The sequence below is a fragment of the Pseudomonas saxonica genome, assembly GCF_007858365.1.
GTDB classification, from domain to species: domain Bacteria; phylum Pseudomonadota; class Gammaproteobacteria; order Pseudomonadales; family Pseudomonadaceae; genus Aquipseudomonas; species Aquipseudomonas saxonica.
On sequence record NZ_VFIO01000001.1, the window covers coordinates 711277 to 732104 of the forward strand.

The 20828-nt window shown below is 55.1% G+C and carries 18 protein-coding genes; 3 read left to right on the forward strand and 15 right to left on the reverse strand.

The genetic code is table 11. The annotated features are described in order from the left end of the window. Positions 1-4 precede the first annotated feature (4 nt). The 6 genes from kdsB to FJD38_RS03350 form a co-directional block, all read right to left on the reverse strand. A complete protein-coding gene (gene kdsB / locus FJD38_RS03325; protein ID WP_122783942.1) occupies positions 5-772 on the reverse strand; it encodes a 3-deoxy-manno-octulosonate cytidylyltransferase in 768 nt (255 codons plus the stop codon). After that, the gene (locus FJD38_RS03330; protein ID WP_122783941.1) at positions 769-954 is read right to left on the reverse strand and encodes a Trm112 family protein; all 186 of its coding nucleotides are present in this window, start codon (positions 952-954) and stop codon (positions 769-771) included. The genes kdsB and FJD38_RS03330 overlap by 4 nt, the downstream gene beginning before the upstream one ends. Before the next feature lie 29 nt (positions 955-983). Beyond that, the gene (gene lpxK, locus FJD38_RS03335; RefSeq protein ID WP_122783940.1) at positions 984-1988 is read right to left on the reverse strand and encodes a tetraacyldisaccharide 4'-kinase; all 1005 of its coding nucleotides are present in this window, start codon (positions 1986-1988) and stop codon (positions 984-986) included. Next, complete coding sequence (locus tag FJD38_RS03340; protein ID WP_122783939.1) at positions 1988-2416, reverse strand: ExbD/TolR family protein; 429 nt, start codon at positions 2414-2416, stop codon at positions 1988-1990. Before FJD38_RS03340 ends, lpxK begins: the two co-directional genes overlap by 1 nt. Continuing rightward, positions 2413-3048, reverse strand: a complete 636-nt coding sequence (locus FJD38_RS03345) for a MotA/TolQ/ExbB proton channel family protein (RefSeq protein WP_122784066.1) — start codon at positions 3046-3048, stop codon at positions 2413-2415. The genes FJD38_RS03340 and FJD38_RS03345 overlap by 4 nt, the downstream gene beginning before the upstream one ends. Before the next feature lie 177 nt (positions 3049-3225). Continuing rightward, the gene (locus FJD38_RS03350; protein ID WP_208727489.1) at positions 3226-5442 is read right to left on the reverse strand and encodes a DNA internalization-related competence protein ComEC/Rec2; all 2217 of its coding nucleotides are present in this window, start codon (positions 5440-5442) and stop codon (positions 3226-3228) included. Positions 5443-5574: 132 nt separating this feature from the next. Between FJD38_RS03350 and FJD38_RS03355 the strand changes: the two genes are divergently transcribed. Continuing rightward, on the forward strand, positions 5575-6090 hold the full coding sequence (locus FJD38_RS03355) for a DUF2062 domain-containing protein (protein WP_146383909.1): 516 nt from the start codon (positions 5575-5577) through the stop codon (positions 6088-6090). A 41-nt stretch (positions 6091-6131) separates the two neighbouring features. Here FJD38_RS03355 and FJD38_RS03360 read toward each other — a convergent pair whose 3' ends face one another. The 3 genes from FJD38_RS03360 to FJD38_RS03370 all read right to left on the reverse strand — a co-directional run bounded on the left by FJD38_RS03360 (position 6132) and on the right by FJD38_RS03370 (position 8609). Further along, a complete protein-coding gene (locus FJD38_RS03360) occupies positions 6132-6911 on the reverse strand; it encodes an ABC transporter permease (RefSeq protein ID WP_146383910.1) in 780 nt (259 codons plus the stop codon). Further along, positions 6908-7840 carry an ABC transporter ATP-binding protein gene (locus FJD38_RS03365; protein WP_122783935.1) on the reverse strand — a complete coding sequence of 311 codons (933 nt, stop codon included), beginning with the start codon at positions 7838-7840 and terminating at the stop codon, positions 6908-6910. The genes FJD38_RS03360 and FJD38_RS03365 overlap by 4 nt, the downstream gene beginning before the upstream one ends. Before the next feature lie 145 nt (positions 7841-7985). After that, complete coding sequence (locus FJD38_RS03370; RefSeq protein WP_146383911.1) at positions 7986-8609, reverse strand: glutathione S-transferase; 624 nt, start codon at positions 8607-8609, stop codon at positions 7986-7988. Between the two features lie 133 nt (positions 8610-8742). Between FJD38_RS03370 and FJD38_RS03375 the strand changes: the two genes are divergently transcribed. Together FJD38_RS03375 and FJD38_RS03380 are read left to right on the forward strand one after the other, a co-directional pair. Continuing rightward, the gene (locus FJD38_RS03375) at positions 8743-11190 is read left to right on the forward strand and encodes an acyl-CoA dehydrogenase (protein WP_146383912.1); all 2448 of its coding nucleotides are present in this window, start codon (positions 8743-8745) and stop codon (positions 11188-11190) included. A gap of 62 nt (positions 11191-11252) precedes the next feature. Beyond that, entirely contained in the window at positions 11253-11669 is a 417-nt protein-coding gene (locus FJD38_RS03380) for a PA2817 family protein (protein ID WP_122783932.1), read from the forward strand. Positions 11670-11779: 110 nt separating this feature from the next. On the opposite strand, the gene FJD38_RS03385 is transcribed toward FJD38_RS03380, so the two are convergent. The 6 genes from FJD38_RS03385 to FJD38_RS03410 all read right to left on the reverse strand — a co-directional run bounded on the left by FJD38_RS03385 (position 11780) and on the right by FJD38_RS03410 (position 20825). Then, entirely contained in the window at positions 11780-16510 is a 4731-nt protein-coding gene (locus tag FJD38_RS03385) for a dermonecrotic toxin domain-containing protein (RefSeq protein ID WP_146383913.1), read from the reverse strand. A 114-nt stretch (positions 16511-16624) separates the two neighbouring features. Further along, on the reverse strand, positions 16625-17446 hold the full coding sequence (locus FJD38_RS03390; protein WP_425281161.1) for a quaternary amine ABC transporter ATP-binding protein: 822 nt from the start codon (positions 17444-17446) through the stop codon (positions 16625-16627). 5 nt (positions 17447-17451) lie between these two features. Further along, positions 17452-18303: an ABC transporter permease gene (locus FJD38_RS03395; RefSeq protein WP_146383914.1), complete on the reverse strand. Its 852-nt coding sequence runs from the start codon at positions 18301-18303 to the stop codon at positions 17452-17454. Positions 18304-18324: 21 nt separating this feature from the next. Further along, entirely contained in the window at positions 18325-19347 is a 1023-nt protein-coding gene (locus FJD38_RS03400; RefSeq protein WP_146383916.1) for an ABC transporter substrate-binding protein, read from the reverse strand. After that, the gene (locus FJD38_RS03405; protein WP_146383918.1) at positions 19344-19892 is read right to left on the reverse strand and encodes a sigma-70 family RNA polymerase sigma factor; all 549 of its coding nucleotides are present in this window, start codon (positions 19890-19892) and stop codon (positions 19344-19346) included. Before FJD38_RS03405 ends, FJD38_RS03400 begins: the two co-directional genes overlap by 4 nt. Positions 19893-20033: 141 nt before the next feature. Continuing rightward, positions 20034-20825 carry a phosphate/phosphite/phosphonate ABC transporter substrate-binding protein gene (locus FJD38_RS03410; protein WP_146383920.1) on the reverse strand — a complete coding sequence of 264 codons (792 nt, stop codon included), beginning with the start codon at positions 20823-20825 and terminating at the stop codon, positions 20034-20036. Positions 20826-20828: the final 3 nt, after the last annotated feature.

A 20828-nucleotide genomic window follows, 5' to 3' on the forward strand; every position in this document is an offset into this window, starting at 1 on the left:
CCAATCATCGAGCCTCCAGCAAACGTCGAACGCGCTCAAGGTCTTCCGGGGTATCGACACCGGCGGGCGGTGCTTCAACCACATCGGCCACGTGAATGCGCACGCCATGCCAGAGCGCGCGCAATTGCTCCAGCCGCTCGGTGTTTTCGAGCCAGCAAGGGCCCCAGCTTACGAAGTCATGCAGGAACCCGGCGCGGTAGGCATAAATGCCGATATGACGACGATAAGGCACACCCTGCGGCAACGTATCGGGGTGCAGTGCAAAATCATCACGCGCCCACGGCAAGGTTGCCCGACTGAACGTCAGTGCCAACCCATTGATGTCACTGACCACCTTGACCACATTCGGATTGAACAGGGTTTGAGCGTCTTCAATCGGCTCAGCCAGTGTCGCCATGCGGGCTTCAGGATGAGCGGCCAGGTTGGCTGCGACTTGATCGATCACCTGCGGCGGAATCATCGGCTCGTCGCCCTGGACATTGACCACGATAGCGTCGCTGGCCAGCCCAAGTTGAGTAGCGACCTCTGCCAGACGGTCAGTACCAGACTCATGGTCTGCACGGGTCAGAACCACGTGCGCCCCGAACGCCTTGCAGGCGTCGACAATGCGCTGATCGTCAGTGGCAACCACCACCTGTTGAGCACTGCTTTTACAGGCTTGTTCCCAGACATGCTGAACCATCGGTTTGCCCGCAATCATTTGCAGCGGCTTGCCAGGTAAACGGGTCGACGCAAAGCGCGACGGAATAACGACGGTAAAAACCGGGATCATTTATCCAGACGCTCGTCGGTGTCGAGGGTACGGGCTTCGCTTTCCAGCATCACCGGAATGCCATCGCGAATCGGGAAAGCCAGGCCAGCCCCTTTGCTGATCAGTTCGGTTTTATCGGCGCTGAGCTTGAGCGGGCCTTTGCAAACTGGGCAAGCGAGAATATCGAGCAGTTTGGTGTCCATAGGGTTCCCCTGAAAAGAATGAGTTAGGGTTAAAGATGATTAGGTAAAAGCCGCGACAACTGTTGGTCAAACCACAGGACAAAGGCCTGGGACGGCACAGCGTCCACCGCGAGGTACCACCAGTCGGGGGACGCAAAGTCGCGGCACTTCACCGCATCCTTTTCCGTCATCACCACGGGTAATGACGGTTTGAAATTCAAGACCTCGGCACTGTAAGGCGCATGGTCTGCGAAAGCATGGGCTATTGGCCGCCAGTGTAGCGCTTCAAGGGTAGTGAAGAAACGCTGCGGATTACCGATCCCGGCCACGGCGTGCAACGCCTGTTCCGGCGCAAAATAATCCAACGCCTGACGCTCGCCGCTGACCAGATTAATCAGTGCCGTGGGCTTCAACTGGAAGGCAAACCCGCCCGGCGGATCATTGGCTGCGCCGTTGTACAACACCCCATCGACGCTGCTCAAGCGTTCTGCTGGCTCGCGCAACGGGCCGGCTGGCAGGCAACGGCCATTGCCCAGGCCTCTGGCGTTATCGATCAATACCAGCTCCAGATCCCGAGCCAGCCGGTAATGCTGCAAACCGTCGTCAGACAGAATCAAGTCCAGCGGCTCGCTGTCCAGCAAGGCTTTGACGGCGCGACTGCGATCCGGGTCGATCATCAACGGCACGCCAGTACGCTGCACAATCAACAGGGGTTCATCGCCCGCAACGGCGGCACTGTGCTCAGCCTGCACACGCCAAGGCAGGTGCGGCGGTTTGGCACCATAGCCGCGACTCACCACACCTACTTTCAAACCGTGACGCTGGCAATGTTCGATCAGCCAGAGGATCAGAGGCGTTTTGCCCGTACCGCCCACAGTGATATTGCCCACTACGATCAACGGCACCGGCGCACGATAGATATCGCCCTCGCCCGCCACGAAACGTGCACGTTTACGCTCGACCACACGGCGGTACAAGCATTCAAGAGGGCTCAACAACTTGAGCAAAGGGTGCCCGGCATACCAGGCGCGCAGCAAACGATCGGACATGGCCATCAGGGGGTCGTCTGCGCCTCGACAGTGGTCATGCGCAGGTGGCTGAAGCCCAACTTACCTGCGGCGTCCATGGCCGTAATGACCGCTTGATGCTGGGTTTTACCATCAGCACTGATCGACAGGGGCAGGCTGGTATCGCCTCCAGACTCCTTTTGCAGCGCTTCGATCAGGCTCGCCAGGTCGTTTTTCGGCAATAATTGGTTGTTCACCGAGAACACACCGTCAGCGCTGATGGCGACATCAAGTTGCTTGCTGTTCGGTTCCTGTTCAGGAGTACCGCTGACAGCCTCCGGCAAATCCACGCGCAACTGGGTTTCACGGGTAAAGGTGGTGGTCACGACAAAGAACAGCAGCAAGATAAACACCACGTCGATCAACGACGCGAGGTTGATATCCACTGTTTCTCGTGGTTTGCGGCGAAACTTCACGCGCTGCTCCCGGCCATGTCGACTTCACGGTCGCCCTGCACCACTTCGACCAGTTTGATCGCTTCCTGCTCCATGCCTACCACCAGTTCATCAACCCGGCGCTGCAGGAAACGGTGGAAGAACACCGCAGGAATACCCACCATCAAACCGGCGGCGGTGGTAATCAGCGCTTTGGAAATACCCCCTGCGAGCACGGCCGCGTTAGCCGTCATGCCAGAACCCATAAACGAGCTGAAAATATCGATCATGCCCAGCACAGTGCCCAGCAATCCTAACAGAGGGGCCATCGCAGCAATGGTGCCCAAGGCGTTGAGGTAGCGCTCCAGCTCATGAATGACCCTTGCGGCGGCCTCTTCAATGCACTCTTTCATGATTTCGCGGCCATGCCGGGAGTTGGCCAGACCGGCGGCCAGGATTTCACCCAGCGGGGAGTCGGCTCGTAGTTGTTTGAGTTTTTCCTTGTCGAGCTGCTTGTCTTTGATCCAGACCCACACCTGACCCAACAGATGAGGCGGCGTGACACGGCTGGCACGCAGGGTCCACAGGCGCTCGACAATAATGCCCAGCGCGGCAACAGAGCTCAGAATGATCGGCAGCATCATCCAGCCGCCGGATTTGACCAGTTCCCACACAGTGACAATCCCCTCGAAAAAGTGCGCCACTCTACCATAGCGTTCAGTGCTGACTTAACAACTGCTGCGCTACGGGATCAGCATTTTGAAGACCCTTGGGGCCTATAGCAGCTTGGTACCTCGTCAGCGACTGCACGACTGGCGTTCCAGGCACTGGTTACATCCGGCTTGGCAGATTTAATCACGCCAAAACCGGCGCCGCTCTTGAAAACTCTTTGCCGAACCAAAGGCGCCCAATCTAAAGGTGATAGCTCCTTGCTGGGCACTGTCGAGCACTTGCATCCCCAGCGCCTGATAACGCGCCAACACGAGAGGATGCGGATGGCCAAACGTATTGCCATGGCCTCGGGAAATCAATACCGCACCGGGCGCCAGTGCTTTGAGAAACACCATCGAAGAGGAGGTTCGGCTGCCGTGGTGCGGAGCTTGTAGCCACTGCGTAGGAACCGCCAGCGAAGATCTCAGCAAGGCTCGTTCAGCATGAGTGTCAATGTCACCCGTAAGCAACAGCCGTTCACCGCGGGCTTCTACCTGTAATACGCAAGATTTCTGATTACTGTCCTTTGCCTCTTGCCACTGCCATAGGGAAAACCGTACCCCATCCCACTCCCAGCGCTCATCAGTGCGGCAAGGCTGCGCCTGCAATGGCGCAGGCAACCCCGGCACATCACCGCTGATGACTCGCGCAACCTTCATGCCGCGATATACCGCGAGGGCTCCTCCCGCGTGATCCGAGTCGGCGTGACTGATCAACATCACATCCAGCGCCTTAATCCCCAACGAACGCAACACGGGTACCACTACCCGCTCGCCTTGATCCAAATCCCTGACTTTCGGCCCCGCATCGTACAAAAGTGTGTGATTACGGGTGCGCAAGACCATCGCCAATCCCTGCCCGACATCCAGTTGCAACACCTGGGCTTGGCCGTGGGGTATCTGCTCGCGCGGCGCAAAAACGGCCAGCAGCGCCAGCGGCCAACCCAGCGGCCGAAGCACGACACCGGCGGGCAATAGCAGAATCAAGACGCCGATGACGGTCAATAACCAGACGTACACAGGCACTTCTATGGGCAACCAGGGTGTGATTACACCGGATAACAGGTTCAACCCGCGGATCAACACATCCAGCAATCCGCCCGACAACCAGAGCAGGCTCTCACCCAGCCACGGCACCGGCAGCAGGAACGTACCCAATAACGCCGTGGGCAGCACCAGCAGACTGATCCAGGGCACAGCGACCAGATTGGCCAATGGCCCGCTCAAACTGATGGGCAAGCCCAGTATCCATAACAGCGGGAATAACCCCAGAGCGATGAGCCCTTGCGGCCGAAGCCATGCAGCTCGCCAGCCCCACGGCCCCAAGCGTGAGCCAAAAGTAAATATCAACACGGCCACCGCACCAAAGGACAACCACAAACCAGGCTTCAGGCTCGCCAGCGGATCGACTATCAAAACGGTATTGAACGCGAGTAAATATGGCATCCACACGCCCAAATGACGAAAGCGTAACCGCCACAGCAATACCAGCCCGAGCATCACGCAGGCACGCTGCACCGGCACCTCAAACCCCGCCAACAGGCCGTAGCCCGTCGCCCCGACAAACGCCAGCCCGCACGCCCAAGGCAACCACGGCAGTCGACGGGGCCATACCCCGTAGCGTGCCAGCAGTGCGACAAGGCCATAGAGCAAACCGGCAAACAGGCCGATGTGTTGCCCGGAAATCACCAACAAATGGACGGTACCGGTCGCTTGCAGCAGTTGCCAATCATCGCGACTCAGACCCGAACCATCGCCCATGACCAGCGCAGCCAGCCACGGCGCACGACCGTTGGCATCCGTGCCGAGCAGGCGCTGGCGCAACCCATCACGCCATGCATGGGTGGCTGGGGAGATGAGCTGCCCATCTTTGACCGACCCGGTCGCGCCGACGCCCTTGGCCAGTAACCACGCCTGATAGTCGAACCCCTGCGGATTGAGCAACCCTTTAGGGCGCTTGAGCGTGACCGCCAATCGCCACCGCTCGCCACTGTTGACCGACGGCCCGCCCCACCAGCTCAGTAGCAGGGACTCCGGCAATTCGACGTGCCGCGAATGGGCGCCTTGCAGCTCGAAACGCACGCCCCTGGCCGTGGGTTGTGGCAGTCCGACCACACGCCCCTCGACCCAAAGCGTTCGCCCGTCGAATGCAGGCGGCAATCGATCATCAAGGGCCGATTGCCCTTGTATGCAGGCCCAACCCACTCCAAGCAAAAACAAACCGGCCGGATACCTGCGCCCAATCAGCAACACCAGCCCTGCGGCCAGCAACAGATAAACACACCACACCGGTGGCAGTACCGGTAAAAAGCGCAAGGCAATCAAGCCCGACGCCAGCGCCAACATCCCTGTGTGCATCGTCCGTCCAAAAGTTTCCCATCACCCGGATTAGCTCAAACCCACTTCTGGCACTTAAATAATTGTCACAAAGTCTGAATAGGCATCCGGCCGAATTTGGTCATACTGGCCCCTTGACTGAGGGAGAGGCCCATGCCACGGCGTTTGATCAAACGTTTCATGCCAGATCCGGCCCTGATTAGGGAACATAAATCCTTACGATTTTTGGGCACACTGCTGCATGACCCGAATCTCTGGCATCTCAATCGACACTCTGTGGCAAGGGCAATGGCTGTAGGGATTTTCGCAGCCTTTATCCCCATGCCCTTTCAGATGCTGCTGGCCGCCTTTCTGGCAATTAACGTACGCAGCAACATGCCTATCTCTGTAGGGCTGGTCTGGCTGACCAACCCCATCACCATGCCGCCGGTGTTTTATTGCACCTACAAGCTGGGTGCCTGGTTGATGAATGTGCCCGCGCGCACCCTGCCCGATGAACTGACCTGGGAATGGATCAGCGCTCAGCTTTCCACGGTGTGGCAGCCGTTTTTATTGGGCTCGGTTGTATGTGGCGTAGTTTTCGGGGCGCTGGCTTATTGCCTGACCATGCTGTACTGGCGTTGGTGGGTTAGCCGTAAGTGGGGCAAACGTAAAAACACTCGCCCATGAAAAATGGCCCCAAAAGGGGCCATCGATATAAAACTACACCTTTACTGGCGCATGCCCCGCCCACTGACCAGCAGTCGGGCGCAACCGATATACAACACGATGGTCGCAATCACCATAAAGGTCAGCGCAACGCTGATCTTAATATCGGAGACACCGAGGATGCCGTAGCGAAAGGCGTTGACCATGTGCAGCACCGGGTTGGCCAGCGACACACTCTGCCAGAACGGCGGCAACAAGGTGATCGAGTAAAACACCCCGCCCAGATAGGTCAACGGCGTCAGCACGAAAGTCGGGATAATCGAAATATCGTCGAAGTTGCGCGCAAATACGGCGTTAATAAACCCCAGCAACGAAAAGATCGTGGCCGTCAGCACTACCACTACTATGGTCAGCCCCAGGTGATGCACCTGCAGATGGGTAAAAAACAACGACAGCAATGTGACGATCAATCCCACGATCAATCCGCGCAGGATACCGCCCACGGTAAAGCCGATCAGGATCGTGTGAGGGGATACGGGCGACACCATCAGTTCTTCAATGGAGCGCTGGAACTTGCTGCCGAAGAAGCTCGACACCACGTTGCCGTAGGAGTTGGTGATCACCGACATCATGATCAAGCCGGGCACGATGTACTCCATGTACGTGAATCCGCCCATATCGCCAATTTGCCGACCGATCAGATTCCCGAAGATGACGAAGTACAGCACCATGGTGATCGCAGGCGGTAGCAATGTCTGCGGCCAGATCCGCATAAAACGGCGAACTTCGCGGTAGATAATGGTGTTCAGTGCAATCAGGTTGGGACGCAGCTCTGAACTCATACCGCCACCTTTGCCAGGTTTTTCTCGACCAGCGACACAAACAACTCCTCAAGGCGATTGGTTTTATTGCGCAGACTCACCACTTCGATGTTTTGCGCGGCCAATTGAGTGAACAACCCGGTAATGCCGACCACCTTATCCACCTGGACTTCCAGGGTGTGGGCGTCAAGCAACTGACTGGGGTAGCCGATCAACTGCGGGCTCGCTGACAATGGATATTTCAAGTCGAGCAAAAAGGTCTCGACATGCAGCTGTCCCAGCAGATTGCGCATGCTGGTGTTTTCGACAATGGTGCCATGGTCGATGATGCCGATATTGCGGCACAGCTGCTCAGCCTCCTCCAGATAATGCGTGGTCAGAATGATGGTGGTGCCTTGCTCATTCAAACCGGTGAGAAAACTCCACATCGAGCGACGCAGCTCAATGTCCACCCCCGCCGTCGGCTCATCAAGGATCAACAGACGCGGCTCATGCACCAAAGCCCGGGCAATCATCAAGCGGCGCTTCATACCACCCGACAATGAACGCGAAGGCGTATCGCGCTTGTCCCAAAGTCCCAACTGCGTCAGGTACTTTTCCGCTCGTTCCTTGGCAACTTTGGGGGGAATGCCGTAGTAACCCGCTTGGGTCACAACAATGTCGAAGGTCTTTTCAAACTGGTTGAAGTTGAACTCCTGCGGCACCACACCAATGCAGCGTTTGAGCGCAGCAGGTTGGCGGTCAAGATCATTACCAAACACATTGACCGTGCCGCCCGTCTTGTTGACCAGTGTGGACAGAATGCCAATGGTGGTTGATTTGCCGGCACCGTTGGGGCCGAGCAAGGCGAAAAAATCACCTTCGGCCACATCCAGATCGATACCACTCAGGGCCTGGAAACCGTTGCCGTAGGTTTTGGTTAGCTGCCGTATGGACAGAGCGGAACTCATATCGGATTACGCACCAAGGTGGGGGAATGGGGATGACTCAATGAGGGCGGACTGTCTGTAAGACAAGTCCGACAAGGCCATTTAACACCACCCATGGTGCTTGGCCTTGCCGCACAAGTACAGTCACCCGTGTTAATAGTGTCTATTAAGTCAACGCGGTCATCACGGCGCTACGGTAGGCCGGACGCAGTTTCAGCCGCTCATACCACGCTTCCAGATGGGGCAGCGGCGGACGCTCTATAGGCATTTCAAACCAGGCGTAGATGAAAGAACCCAGCGGAATGTCACCCATGCCAATTTCCTCACCCGAGAGGTAAGGCTTTTCACTCAGGGCCTGATCGGCGATCACCAACAACTCAGCGCTCTCTTTAATGGCAGCGTTGATCTTGACCCAATCCTGCTCTTCGGCCGGGGTGCGCAAGACGCCCCAAAACACATCGCGAAACGCTACGGCAAAGGAGGCCGTTGTCCAGTCCATCCACTTGTCCGCTTGAGCCCTGACCCGATTAACGAGCGGATACCACGACGTATCATTGCCGTACTCTGCCGCCAGATACCTGACGATGGCGTTAGATTCCCACAGGACAAAGTCATCGTCCTGAATCATGGGCACACGGCCATTGGGGTTCAACACACGATACTCCGGGCTGTCGACCACACCAAAGACACCGCCCGCCTCTTCCCTGCTGTAAGTCAGTGCCAGTTCCTCAATGCACCACAATACTTTTCTGACATTCGACGAATTCTTGCGACCCCACACTTTCAGCATGACCAGACTCCTGATTGATAGACGCCAGGGGAGTCTACGCCGTGATGGTGAACTGCGCCTCTTGCACGCAGTCACACTTAATACGGTGTTCTAGACTCAGGGATCCCGACCTTGGCTTCATGGAGGATTGAATATGCTGTTGTTGTGGATATTGGTGTTGATCGTGGGCGTCGCCTGGCTGGCCCATCGACGCGTCGCCCCTTTGACGATTATCAGTGTGGTCGCGGTGTACCTGCTGGCCATGGGGGTCATTGGCCATGTGTCGGGCTGGTTGTTGGCCATCCTGTGGATCCTGCTGGCCGTTCCTGCCGCCCTGATGTTACTGCCTGATCTGCGGCGCAAAATGTTCACTGCCCCGTTGTTCAGCTGGTTCCAGAAAACCTTGCCGCCCATGTCGCAAACCGAGCGCGATGCGATCGACGCTGGCACGGTCTGGTGGGATGGCGAGTTGTTCAGTGGCCGCCCGGATTGGGAACAACTACTGGCTTATCCCAAAGCTCAGCTGACCGACGAAGAGCAGGCGTTTATCGACGGCCCTACCGAAGAGCTGTGTGCAATGGTCAGCGACTGGGAAATAGGCCAGGCGATGGATTTGCCCCCCGAAGCGTGGGCGCACATCAAGACTCACGGCTTTTTTGCCTTGATCATTCCCAAGGAATTCGGCGGTAAAGGCTTCTCAGCCTATGCCCACTCGCAGGTAGCGATGAAACTCGCCACCCGCAGCGGCGACCTTGCCTCGACCGTCATGGTGCCTAACTCGCTGGGCCCGGCTGAACTGCTGCTGCATTACGGCACCGATGAACAGCGCAACCATTACCTGCCGCGCCTGGCCCGCGGCGACGATATCCCGTGCTTTGCCTTGACCGGCCCGCTGGCCGGTTCGGATGCTGGCGCGATGCCCGACACCGGCATTATTTGCAAAGGCCAATGGCAGGGAGAAGAAGTCATCGGGCTACGCCTGAATTGGGAAAAACGCTACATAACCCTTGGCCCGGTGGCTACATTACTCGGCCTGGCATTCAAGGCGTATGACCCCGAGCATCTGCTGGGCGACAAAGAGGACTTGGGCATCAGCCTCGCGCTGATACCGACAGACACCCCCGGTGTGGAAATCGGCCGCCGTCACCTGCCCTTGGGCGCCGCCTTCATGAATGGGCCGAACTCGGGGAAGGACGTTTTTATCCCGCTGGATTACCTGATCGGTGGTCAGGACATGCTCGGCAAAGGCTGGATGATGCTGATGAACTGCCTGTCCGTCGGGCGTTCCATCTCGCTGCCTGCAGTCGGCACAGGTGCGGCCAAATTCACCAGCTTGGTGACCGGCCAATACGCTCAAATTCGCGAACAGTTCAATGTTCCTCTGGCCGCTTTCGAAGGTATTCAAGAAGCACTGGCCCGGATTGGCGGCAATGCCTGGCTGATGGACAGCGCCCGTATCCTGACGGCCAATGCAGTGGATCTGGGTGAAAAACCCTCTGTACTGTCGGCCATTCTCAAATACCACCTGACCGAGCGTGGCCGTGAATGCATTGGCCACGCGATGGATGTCCACGGCGGCAAGGGCATCATCATGGGGCCTAACAACTATTTGGGCCGTAACTGGCAAGGCGCGCCGATTTTCATCACTGTGGAAGGTGCCAACATCCTGTCGCGAAATCTGATGATCTTTGGTCAGGGTGCAATTCGCTGCCACCCCTTTGTACTCAAGGAAATGGCACTTGCCAGCCGCGAAGACAAAGATCAGGCCTTGTTGGAGTTTGACGGTTTGCTGCTCAAGCACATCGGTTTTGCGCTAAGCAATGCAGCCAGTACGCTGGTACTGAATCTGGGCCTTGGGCGCTTTGATCACGTGCCCGGCGATGCCCTGAGCCAAGGTTACTTCCGCGCACTGAACCGCCAGGCAGCCGCCTTTGCCCTGCTTGCCGATCTGAGCATGATGCTGCTGGGCGGCGAGTTGAAGCGTCGTGAGCGCCTGTCGGCGCGACTGGGTGACGTGCTCAGCCACATGTACCTGGCGTCGGCGGCACTCAAGCGCTATCACGACCTTGGCTCGCCGGAGCACCTTAACCCGCTGTTCAAGTGGGCAATGGAAGAAAGCCTGGGGCATGCCGAACGCGCACTGGATGAACTGTTGAGAAACTTCCCGAGTCGCCCATTAGGCTTCTTGTTGCGTGGCATCGTGTTCCCGTTTGGGCGCCGCCATACCGGTCCTTCTGACGCTCTCGATGCTGAGGTCGCTGCGGTACTGGGCCGTGCCAAGGGCGATCCGGCACTCGAAGCCATACTGGCGGGCTGCTATCGTCCGCAATCACCCGACGATGCCGTAGGCGCCTTGCAACATGCCAGCGATATGCTGCGCAACGCCCAGCCGGTGCACAAAAAACTGCATCAAGCCCTCAAAAGCGGCCAGCTCAAACCGGCAGCAGGCGAACCGGCCATCGATTCGGCCCTTCAGGCAGGCGTTCTGCAAGCCGATGAAGCCCAGACGTTACGCGCTGCGCAAACCGCGCGGCGCAAGGTGATCGATGTCGACGACTTCTCCAAAGAAGAACTGACTCACAGCGAAGGAAAAATTCGCTAGCACGACAGCGGGCGCGCAGAGCTTTATACTCTCGCGCCCGTTTTGCTTTAGAGGACACCGCAATGGCCACCAACGATCTCAACCACAATCTTGTTCTGCTCGACATTTTGCGTAGCATTTTGGTTGCTGTGGGTGATGCCGAGCAAATTCCCGAAGAAAGCCACGCGCTTTTTCTGGAACGTTTCGATGATATGCGCGCAGCGTTGCCCGTCGACCCCATCGAGAGTCAGTACTTGGGCCAGGACATCATGTGCCAAGTCATTGAGCGCTACCCGCAAATTGCTCACCTGGTGCCTCGCGACCTGCTGTGGTTTTTCGGCGGCGCGTGCTTTAACTTCCTCTCAGATGAAGAACTGGACATGTACCAGGCCCTGGAAGAGCGTCGCCATGAAGCCGAAGTTAATGGCGAACCGTTCGACTGGAATCAGGAAAAGCAGTTTATGGCCATGCCGGTAGCTGAAGAAAGCACACAACACTAAGCGCCTTTGTTATACCCAACTTTAAAGGCCCGTCCGTTTTTCGGACGGGCCTTTGCCTTACTTGCACTACAGCGTAAAAATCACAATACCCGCTCAAGTCTGCGCGCGTTTTAGGGTGAGGGCGCTAAAAAAAGACGATCGGCCAACACTGGATCTAGTTTAGCTCGATAGACCTCCACATAATCCTTGGAACTTTGAGCTTTGGCATAGAGGGTTTTTTCACTCAATGTACGCTGCTCAGCAGTTTTCAAATGCGCTACATCGAACTCTCTTGCCGGAGCGTCCATGGTTTTGTAATGAAAATGAGCAAACCATAGTTCTTTTCCCTCCAGATCTTTAATGACATATTCCTGAAGGTAATCTTTTCTTTGTCCTTTGGTTAAATGTTTTCTTGGGCCAAGACGGGCGATTTCAATAACGCCCTGGTTGTTTAAGTAATCAACATTTTGCCCCGTCGGCGGCAGGCGTTTAATAATACTCACTCGAAGATTACGCCCTTCTTCCCTCAATCGGGTGGCACCTTCTTTAAGATTGTGACTCATCGCATTGGCTGCAACTCTGCGCTCATCACTGAGCGCCTCAACCTCAGTGCTGGCGGACTGAATAACTGCGTCCATCTGGGAGGCCACCTCCTCAAGGGATATGGCTTTAAAGTCTAAAATTTCCTGGATTTCAACCGGTATTCTGGAAAACTCGGCACTTGCGCGCGCACTGGCAATCGCGTTGCGAAACTGCCCCAGTAATGTTCTAGCCTCCAACTCAAGCCTGGATAACGTCTTGACGTGGGTTGCCTGTAATGTGGACGGCCGCTGTGGGCCTATGGGTTCCCACTCACCACTGGTCATTTTTCGATAGGAATGAATCTTCAACGCATCCATACCCTCCACGACATCGACAATCTCTTCTCCCGACTCTGAACTCGAATCACGCAACGTCCCGACCAGCATCTGTTTTTCTTTGGTTTTGATAATTCGCTGAGTTTTTTTCCCGCGGGGCTCTGTTTGTGGGTGGCTCGCTTTTCGACTAGGACCAGGCCTCGGCTCATCAATTTCAGAGGATGAACTTTCAGAATCAATAATGACGGAAGCCATTTGCTGCTCAGCAAAAGTCCGCAAATGCTTGATCAAATGCAGCATTGAGGGAAGGTATTCATTTCTGAAGTGGTCAGAATTCAATTCCAACAGATTCATGCAGACAGCCTCTGCAGCGTCATAGCGCTGCAGTACATTGTCAAAAAAATCGAGATGATCAGCCGCAAAACCGTGAGATTCACGGTGCAGGTTAAATTGTGACCAGGCGGTATCTACCAGTGTCCCCTGCCCGAACAAATCAAACGCGTGCTGTTCTTCGGGCATCAAGTTCTCGCCTCCCCGTCGAATCAATAGTTCACACAACGTTTCTAAATAGGAAGCCCCCCAATGCCGATCAAAATTTTCTTGATGTGGCTTATTAATGATTTCTGCCAACGGATTATTTTTAGGCACCGGTCTTTTTTTAACATGTTCCAGCGCTTCTACTTCGAGGATGGAATTCATGAACAGGCGACGCTCCATCCGCTCCGCAACTGCCAAACTTGCCACCCACTCTTCATAAGGCGCCTTGACTCCTGCTGCCAAATGATCAAGCACGGACTTCATCGACGATTCGTAATCAGCGTGAGAATTACGAACTGTCAAGGCTCGTAAATATTCCTCCAATATATTCTGATACCTGAACGTCTTGAGAACCAGGCGCTCCCACGTACTTTGGGTCGTCTCTTCATGATTATCAATGGGAACTACTTTATTAGCCTCATCCATCAACCTGAGAATTTCCAACACATTTTTTCGCCATTCGGCCAACTCGCCCTCGAAGCGATCCAAATGTACGTCTCTGCGCTCAATGTCTGTATCCAATACACCTTCCAGGATAACCATGGCCATCTCGCGACGATTGACAACACTCTGAATATTTTCGGCTTGCTCAATCAACCTGTTCACGGTTTCAGTATTTTTAGCACGTAGCGCCTGAATGGTTTTTTTAGGCCCCCCTCCACGTAAGCCCAACCGCAGATCAAGACGCCACTCACCCGAAGGGCTACCTTTAAGGCGGGGGCCAGCTACTCCTGTGCCATCCGCCTTGTGAATCACCACACTGTCGGAGTCAACACTTACGAAATACGTTTTATCCTCCAACTGCACACAGTACTGATCTTGAAGCTTGATCAAGCCCTTTAACGGTCCCTCTTCTACACGCGTGCCTTGCGTCAGATCGACCTCCACCGCAAAGGTGTCCAGTGCAGCCCGAAGAACAGGGGTTAAACGTACTGACGAACTGAACCAGGAATAATCCAAGGAGGAGTACTCAGCAATGGTCTGCGGGGTATGAAGATCAGGCAGCTTTTTCTGAACCAGCGCAGGCGCCTGCGAAATCATGTCAGGCTCAGGTTTCTTATCTGGGTAAACCGAGAGCATCGGCTCATCCACCGGGGCTTCGAGTCGCCACTTTTCGTTAGCCGTGTGCCGAAAATTCAGGCCTTCGTGCAACAAAGCCAAACTGATGTTGAACAGTAAATCGATGACGGTTTGCATGGCAGCGTCTTTATCACCCTGAAGACGGGCCTGAAGACCGGCATCAAGGCTTAGCAACGTTTGAAAAATCCATGCGGCTTTTTGCAGCGGCCCACTGATGAAAAAGGTCAATCCATTGAACAGGCTCCATCCATAACGCTTGATCGATGCCCAGCGCCGCTCGGAGGCCGACACCGTTTGCTTATCTGCCAAGGTCATCAACGCTTGGGCATGAGACTGATACATCGCCTCAAAGTAATCGCCGACTATGCGTTGAGTACTCAACCTCGCCGGGCTTCTTGGCAACCACGCTAAAAAGCCTTCGTTCAATACACTCTCAAGGTGCGGACGTTCAAAACCGCCGTCGGCATAAAAGTCATGCGCGCGCTCATCAAGCCAGGCCAATACACTCTCCTGAAGTTCGCCAGGCTGATTGATCCCCTCCAGCAGTGCGTCCCAGGTCGCAAACTCAACCAATGGATCAGGTGTCAAAGGCCGATACAGGATAAAAGGCCCGGTCTCGATATCGTATGGGCCCAATACATACATATTGGCTACCGGATCAAAGGCAGATCCTTCATAAGCATGGAACCCCAAAGGTCGAACACAGACATTGCAATTACCCACGACCATCTCGTCATCAGGACGCATGAGGCGCGCCACAATTTGCCAGCCTTGCGCAGTAAATCCATCTTCGCCCTTGATTTTTTTCTCGAGCGCCAACATCGATAACTGCACGCTGATCTGCGATTTGAACAAAGCCTGTCGCTCGACAAGCCCGGCTTCATCATCAATTAACAAACCCTTGATGAGTTCGATGTAATGGGTACTTATATCCAGTTCATCAATCAGATTTTTAACGTAGCCGCCGGTTAGCCACTCTGGCACCGGCCTGCCCTGACTGTCGCCAACCTCAATCAACCCGACAGGCCATCCACCTCTGTAACTCAAGGCAAACTCCACAAGGGAGGTAGGTTCCAGGTTGAACTGCGGCATTTGCACGTTTTCAACAGTCAGTTCGATGACTTGCAGGTTCGTCACATCGACCCGCTCCTCAGGATGATCGAGATGAAGTCGCTGCGTCAGCATCTGCTGGGCGTACGCGGGTAAAGCATCTATCCCCTCAAGAAAAGTGCGACCTTTGGTTTTTTGCTGCCAAAAGATTTGAGCCGATAACAGTTCGCTGTATGACAACTGATCGTCAGGGTCTGCCTGCTGCAACCACGGTGGCAAGTTGGTGAGTACATGCTCAAGGTAAGTACGGTCTTGCGAATCAAAGAGTGGTAACCGGGCGCCCGCTTCATCTAACGCCCGCACCAGCCGCGGCACACTCCAGCGTTCGGTCTGCGCGGTTTGCCCCAGCTTTTTTATTGAATAAAGCTGCGCATCGAGCAAGGTCAGGGCCAATGATTCAAAAATATCGCCCTGCGGTTCGTACAAGGTCCATGTAAACAGAGACGCCGCCACTCGCTCTCTGACACGCTCAATAAAGCTGTTACCCATCCATTGCATTGACCGAAACTGCTCAACGCCTCGCTCAGGGGCATAACTGAGAATAAAAGACAGGTCGGCCATGTCCCTTGTGACCACCAGCGTGCCCGGTAATTGAAAACGCTGCGGCCCAGTTCTCTCAGTGCTTTGTATGTTGACCAGGTAAGCGTGTAACGGGGTTTCAGAAGAAACGCCCAAACGTTCGGTTTTTTCTGGGAAAGCGCTAATCACGGCCAATGAAACTGCTTTTTCATTCGATAACGCAGGCTCACGGTGCCGATTTGAAGTCGTCGAGCTCACCCCCGCTTTAAGTGACCGGGACAACCATTGAAAAGGACTGTTTTTGCCTTCAGACCGCTCACTCCAAAACTGCGCCACAGCCTGTTGGTAGGCCTCGATCAACGTTGCGGATTGATCATTGATAATGGCTTGCAGGCTGTCCATGCCAACACGTTGAGCAGCGGGGTTCACAGGATCGCGACTGGCAGTAAGACGATGCTCGCCCTCTATCAATGTGAAGGACGAGTCGTCTATAAACCGCTGAATCATGACCTCTTCCGGGGCCATAAAACGAAAATGCCGGGGTTGCGGATTCTGCGGATCAACCGCCGTTAATGGCTCTGCCAACGCCAAATCAGCAACGGAGACAGGCAGTGTCGGAAACTTATCTATCAGAGCTTTTTTGAAAACTGCTTTGGCCACCTCCTGAAAGCTGGGACGCGGGCCAAAATTCTGGGCGTTAAAACTGCTAAAAACTGAATATGCCGCTATCAGATCGGGGGTTTTTGTAAGTTCTTTCATGGGCTGCTCATCGCGTCAGTTAACAAAAAGGGCTTAGCCGAGGCACTTGGACGGCTAAGCCCGCTTCTGTGATTTAACGCATGAACGCCTTACCCAAGGCGGTAACGGGATATGTTAATGACGAGCATGGTGGCGTTGAACAAAACGGCCCACGTAATCATCTGCCGGAGACTGCAGGATCTCTTGGGGGCTACCGACTTGAATCAACTGCCCATCCTTGAGTATTGCAATACGGTTGCCAATACGCAGAGCTTCATCCAGATCGTGAGTGATAAAGACAATGGTCTTTCGCAGCGTGCGTTGCAGCTCAAGCAGTTGGTCTTGCATTTCGGCGCGAATCAGTGGGTCGAGCGCGCTGAACGCTTCGTCCATCAGGATGATGTCCGTGTCGGTGGCCAAGGCCCGCGCCAGTCCAACGCGCTGGCGCATGCCGCCAGACAGCTGCTGGATAAATGCCTGCTCATAACCTTGCAACCCCACCACCGAGACCCAGTGCCGCGCACGCTCATTGCATTGCGCCTGGCTTTCGCCCCGCACCTTTAAACCGTAGGCCACGTTGTCCAGGACATTGCGATGGGGCAAAAGGCCAAAACTTTGAAACACCATACTGATTTTATGCCGCCTGAACTGGCGCAAGGCAGGCATGTCGTATTCAAGAATATTTTGCCCGTCTACCAATATCTCGCCACTGGAAGGATCAATCAGCCGATTAAGATGACGCACCAGAGTTGATTTTCCTGAACCCGACAAGCCCATGATGACAAAGACTTCACCTGCATCAATCGTCAACGATAGATTGTTGATCCCTACAGCGCAGCCGGTTTTAGCCAGCACTTCATCTTTGCTTTTGCCCTCGCGAATAAGCGCCATGACTTCTCTTTCGCGCTGACCAAATATCTTGAAGACATTGCGTACTTCTATTTTATTTACTGCCACTTCACTCACTCCTGACCGCCATGCCGAGGTCGGCCATACGCTTGAGTAATGCGGTCAATCACCACGGCCAGGATGACGATGGCTAATCCCGCCTCCAGTCCCTTGCCGACGTTGAGGGTTTGAATACCCACCAGTACATCTTCGCCCAAGCCCCGCGCACCAATCATCGAGGCAATAACCACCATCGACAGCGCCATCATGGTGGTCTGGTTGATGCCTGCCATGATGCTGGGCATAGCCAGCGGCAGTTGAACACCAAACAATTGTTGCCACGGGGTGGCGCCAAAAGCGTTGATCGCTTCCATCACCTCACGATCAACCTGGCGCAAACCCAGGTCGGTAAGGCGAATCAATGGCGGCACGGCATAAATGACCGTGGCGAAGATTGCCGGCACTTTACCCAAGCCGAACAACATCAGTACCGGTATCAGGTACACGAAACTGGGCATTGTCTGCATGATGTCCAACAGCGGCATCATGACCGCGCGCAGGCGGTTATTGCGCGCCGCCAGAATGCCCAGGGGAATACCCAGCAGCACTGAAATCACCGTGGCCACCATCATCAGTGCCAAGGTTTGCATCAGCTTGTCCCACAGGCCCACAGCGCCGACTAAAAACAGCAAGCCGACAATCAGCAGTGTGCTGACCACTTTGCGTGTGGCGTGCCAGGCAATCACGCCGACTATCGCCAGCATCAGCCACCAAGGCGTTATGCGCAGCAGGTTTTCGAGATTGATGATGGCCCATAACAGCGTGTCAGAGATGTGACGGAACACATCGCCGTAATTGCTGACCAGCGCATCAACCCCGTCATTGACCCACCCTGCGATGGAAAACGTCAGGTTGTCAGGAAACATTCAATGCCCACGCTCGATCAGTTAGTTGGATTTAAGTGCTTGATCAACTTTTTCAGCTGCTTGCGCGGTGACCCAGCCATGCCAGATGTTGGGCTGTTCACGTAAAAACGTTTGTGCCGCTTTACGCGGCTCAGTGCGTTTTTCGCTCATTTGGGCCAACGTGGTATTCAGCAAATCGATGGGGAAATCGACCTTTTCATAGAACTCAACCAACTGCGGATACTGCGCTTTGAAAGGGGCTGATACGCCAATGGCCAATTTTGCTGGCAGTGAGCGGGTGCCTTTGGGGTTGGGGTTATTGGCATCAGCCAGGGTCTTCCACGCTTCGGCATCAAAGGCGGGCTCTTCCAGCTTGATCAGTTTGTAACGACCAATCAGCGGCGTCGGAGACCAGTAGTAGAACAGCACCGGCTTACCACGGCGAATCGAAGAACTGACTTCGGCATCCAGCGCCGCGCCTGAACCGGTTCGGAAATTGACGAAGTCCTTGTCAAGACCATAGGCCTTGAGCTTTTGACTGTTAACAATCTCGGAGGTCCAGCCCGTCGGGCTATTGAGGAAACGTCCCCGAGTCGGGTCTTCCTGGTCGCGGAACACGTCTTTGTACTTGGCCAGATCCGCCACTGATTTCAAGTCCGGCGCCAGAGGTTTGATCCCTTTGGCCGGATCGCCCTTGATCACGTACTCGGGCACCCACCAGCCCTCACTCGCGTTTTTGACGATGTCCCCCAAACCTGAAACTTTGCCCTCTGCTTCGGCCTTGACCCACACTGGGCTGCGTCCAGCCCATTCCTCGCCAATGACTTGAATATCATTCTTGGCCAGTGCGGCCTCAAGACTGACCGTGCTGCCAGGCAAGGTATCCGTCGCGACATCGTAGCCATGCTCGGTGATATACCGCAGTACTTCTGTGATCAGACTGCCGCTTTCCCAGGTGATGTCACCGAAATGAACAGGCGCTGCCTGCTCTTGTGCCAGAGCCGGTTGCGCGATGAGCCCAACCGCCAGAAGCGAGCCACCGAGCCACTTTTTTAGTCTGTTCATACGTATTCTCTTGTTTTGGGGGGACGGCTTTTCAGCAGTGTGCTGTCAGGTTTTGAACAACGACTCTGCGCAAGGTTCATGTAATCGCTGACTGAACGCAGAGAAATGCCCAACTGTGCTGCTATTTGTGTGTAGGTCATGCCATTGAGACGAGAAAGCACAAAGGTTGCTTTGACCTTGTCGGGCAAATTATCAAGTTGGTGTTCCACCCAGTCCAACGCCTGATAAAGCTGCACCATTGTTTCGGGCGAAGGCGCGGTGTCCTGGTCGCTGCTGGATAACGTCATCAAAAAAGCTCGCTCAACATCACGACGGCGCCAGAGCTGGTAAATCAGACGCTGTGCAATGGTGGTCAGCAGAGCCCGTGGCTCACGGATATCCAAGGCTTGAGGGGTACTCAATAACTGGACGAACGTATCGGCCGCAATGTCTTCAGCGTAGCTGCTCGAATTGAGGTAGCGGCTCAAACGTGCGCTTAGCCATAAATAGTGGGCGTTGAAGAGCTGCCTCACGTATTCACGGTGAGAGGTGTCGGCCCCGGACATAAAGGCTCCAAAAGATGAGTTGATAGCGGTCAGTCCGGTGATCCGGTGCAGCGATCCTAGCAAAGGCTTATATTTCTTTTAAATATTAAAAAAATATTTAAACATCTATTTCGAATATATAAACGCAGTCAGCCCCCTTCCCTAGCACAACGTGGCAAAACCCTGCTTCGCCGCTTCAGACTCATAATCGAGCAGTATTTGATAGTCCACCGCACGTGCCGGCAACACCTCTTTCAGTCCCAAACAGCTGCTAACTTCAGGCATTTGCTTGAGAGCTGTGTTCATGGCGGCGCGAATGCGCTCCACCTCGGCATGGCTTGAAGTGTGCGCGGTGATGTAGGGCAACGTAGGACTTGGCGCAGTACGCGCCACGACGCGCAACCCTGCGATTTCCTCGGGAGCGTAACGCGCCAAATAGGCAAAGGTGACGCTGTCGATGGCGGCCAGATCCGCACGCTCCGCCTTTACCCATTGCAGGCTATGCCGATGCGCGCCACTCATGCCCAACGAAGAAAAAAATCGCCCGCCCTCCTGCAAGGCGGCCAATCGATGACGAAACAGATTCATGCCGCTGTTCGAATGTTCGTCATTGACCACCCCGCGACTGCCCTTGAAGTCAGCGAGCGCTTCGCGGTTATCAGTAGTGCGGCAGATGATCAAACTGCAATGCATGCCAGCCGTGCTATCAGGCAAGTCGTAATGAGGTCGACCAATCAGTTGCACCTGTCCGCGCAACTGAGTCACCAATGGGTAACCACAGGTTTGAGCCAACAATAGGTTCGGTGCACGAAAAAGCGCCAATGGGGCAAGGTCTTGCGGCCTCTCGCGGGTCTGCTCCAACAGCGCCATGATGCGCTTCAACCATTGCTGATTAGCCGCTTCCACGGGCGCCGGAGCAACGTACATGGTGAGTTCTGCATAACGTCCAGACATGGT

What these genes read in the sequence shown, in the direction of transcription:
- FJD38_RS03410 (WP_146383920.1), bottom strand. Translation starts at nt 20,825, where the DNA reads ATGTCTGGACGTTATGCAGAACTCACCATGTACGTTGCTCCGGCGCCC.
- FJD38_RS03385 (WP_146383913.1), bottom strand. Translation starts at nt 16,510, where the DNA reads ATGAAAGAACTTACAAAAACCCCCGATCTGATAGCGGCATATTCAGTT.
- lpxK (WP_122783940.1), bottom strand. Translation starts at nt 1,988, where the DNA reads ATGGCCATGTCCGATCGTTTGCTGCGCGCCTGGTATGCCGGGCACCCT.
- FJD38_RS03380 (WP_122783932.1), top strand. Translation starts at nt 11,253, where the DNA reads ATGGCCACCAACGATCTCAACCACAATCTTGTTCTGCTCGACATTTTG.
- FJD38_RS03355 (WP_146383909.1), top strand. Translation starts at nt 5,575, where the DNA reads ATGCCACGGCGTTTGATCAAACGTTTCATGCCAGATCCGGCCCTGATT.
- FJD38_RS03360 (WP_146383910.1), bottom strand. Translation starts at nt 6,911, where the DNA reads ATGAGTTCAGAGCTGCGTCCCAACCTGATTGCACTGAACACCATTATC.
- FJD38_RS03370 (WP_146383911.1), bottom strand. Translation starts at nt 8,609, where the DNA reads ATGCTGAAAGTGTGGGGTCGCAAGAATTCGTCGAATGTCAGAAAAGTA.
- FJD38_RS03375 (WP_146383912.1), top strand. Translation starts at nt 8,743, where the DNA reads ATGCTGTTGTTGTGGATATTGGTGTTGATCGTGGGCGTCGCCTGGCTG.
- FJD38_RS03350 (WP_208727489.1), bottom strand. Translation starts at nt 5,442, where the DNA reads ATGCACACAGGGATGTTGGCGCTGGCGTCGGGCTTGATTGCCTTGCGC.
- FJD38_RS03395 (WP_146383914.1), bottom strand. Translation starts at nt 18,303, where the DNA reads ATGTTTCCTGACAACCTGACGTTTTCCATCGCAGGGTGGGTCAATGAC.
- kdsB (WP_122783942.1), bottom strand. Translation starts at nt 772, where the DNA reads ATGATCCCGGTTTTTACCGTCGTTATTCCGTCGCGCTTTGCGTCGACC.
- FJD38_RS03400 (WP_146383916.1), bottom strand. Translation starts at nt 19,347, where the DNA reads ATGAACAGACTAAAAAAGTGGCTCGGTGGCTCGCTTCTGGCGGTTGGG.
- FJD38_RS03330 (WP_122783941.1), bottom strand. Translation starts at nt 954, where the DNA reads ATGGACACCAAACTGCTCGATATTCTCGCTTGCCCAGTTTGCAAAGGC.
- FJD38_RS03365 (WP_122783935.1), bottom strand. Translation starts at nt 7,840, where the DNA reads ATGAGTTCCGCTCTGTCCATACGGCAGCTAACCAAAACCTACGGCAAC.
- FJD38_RS03405 (WP_146383918.1), bottom strand. Translation starts at nt 19,892, where the DNA reads ATGTCCGGGGCCGACACCTCTCACCGTGAATACGTGAGGCAGCTCTTC.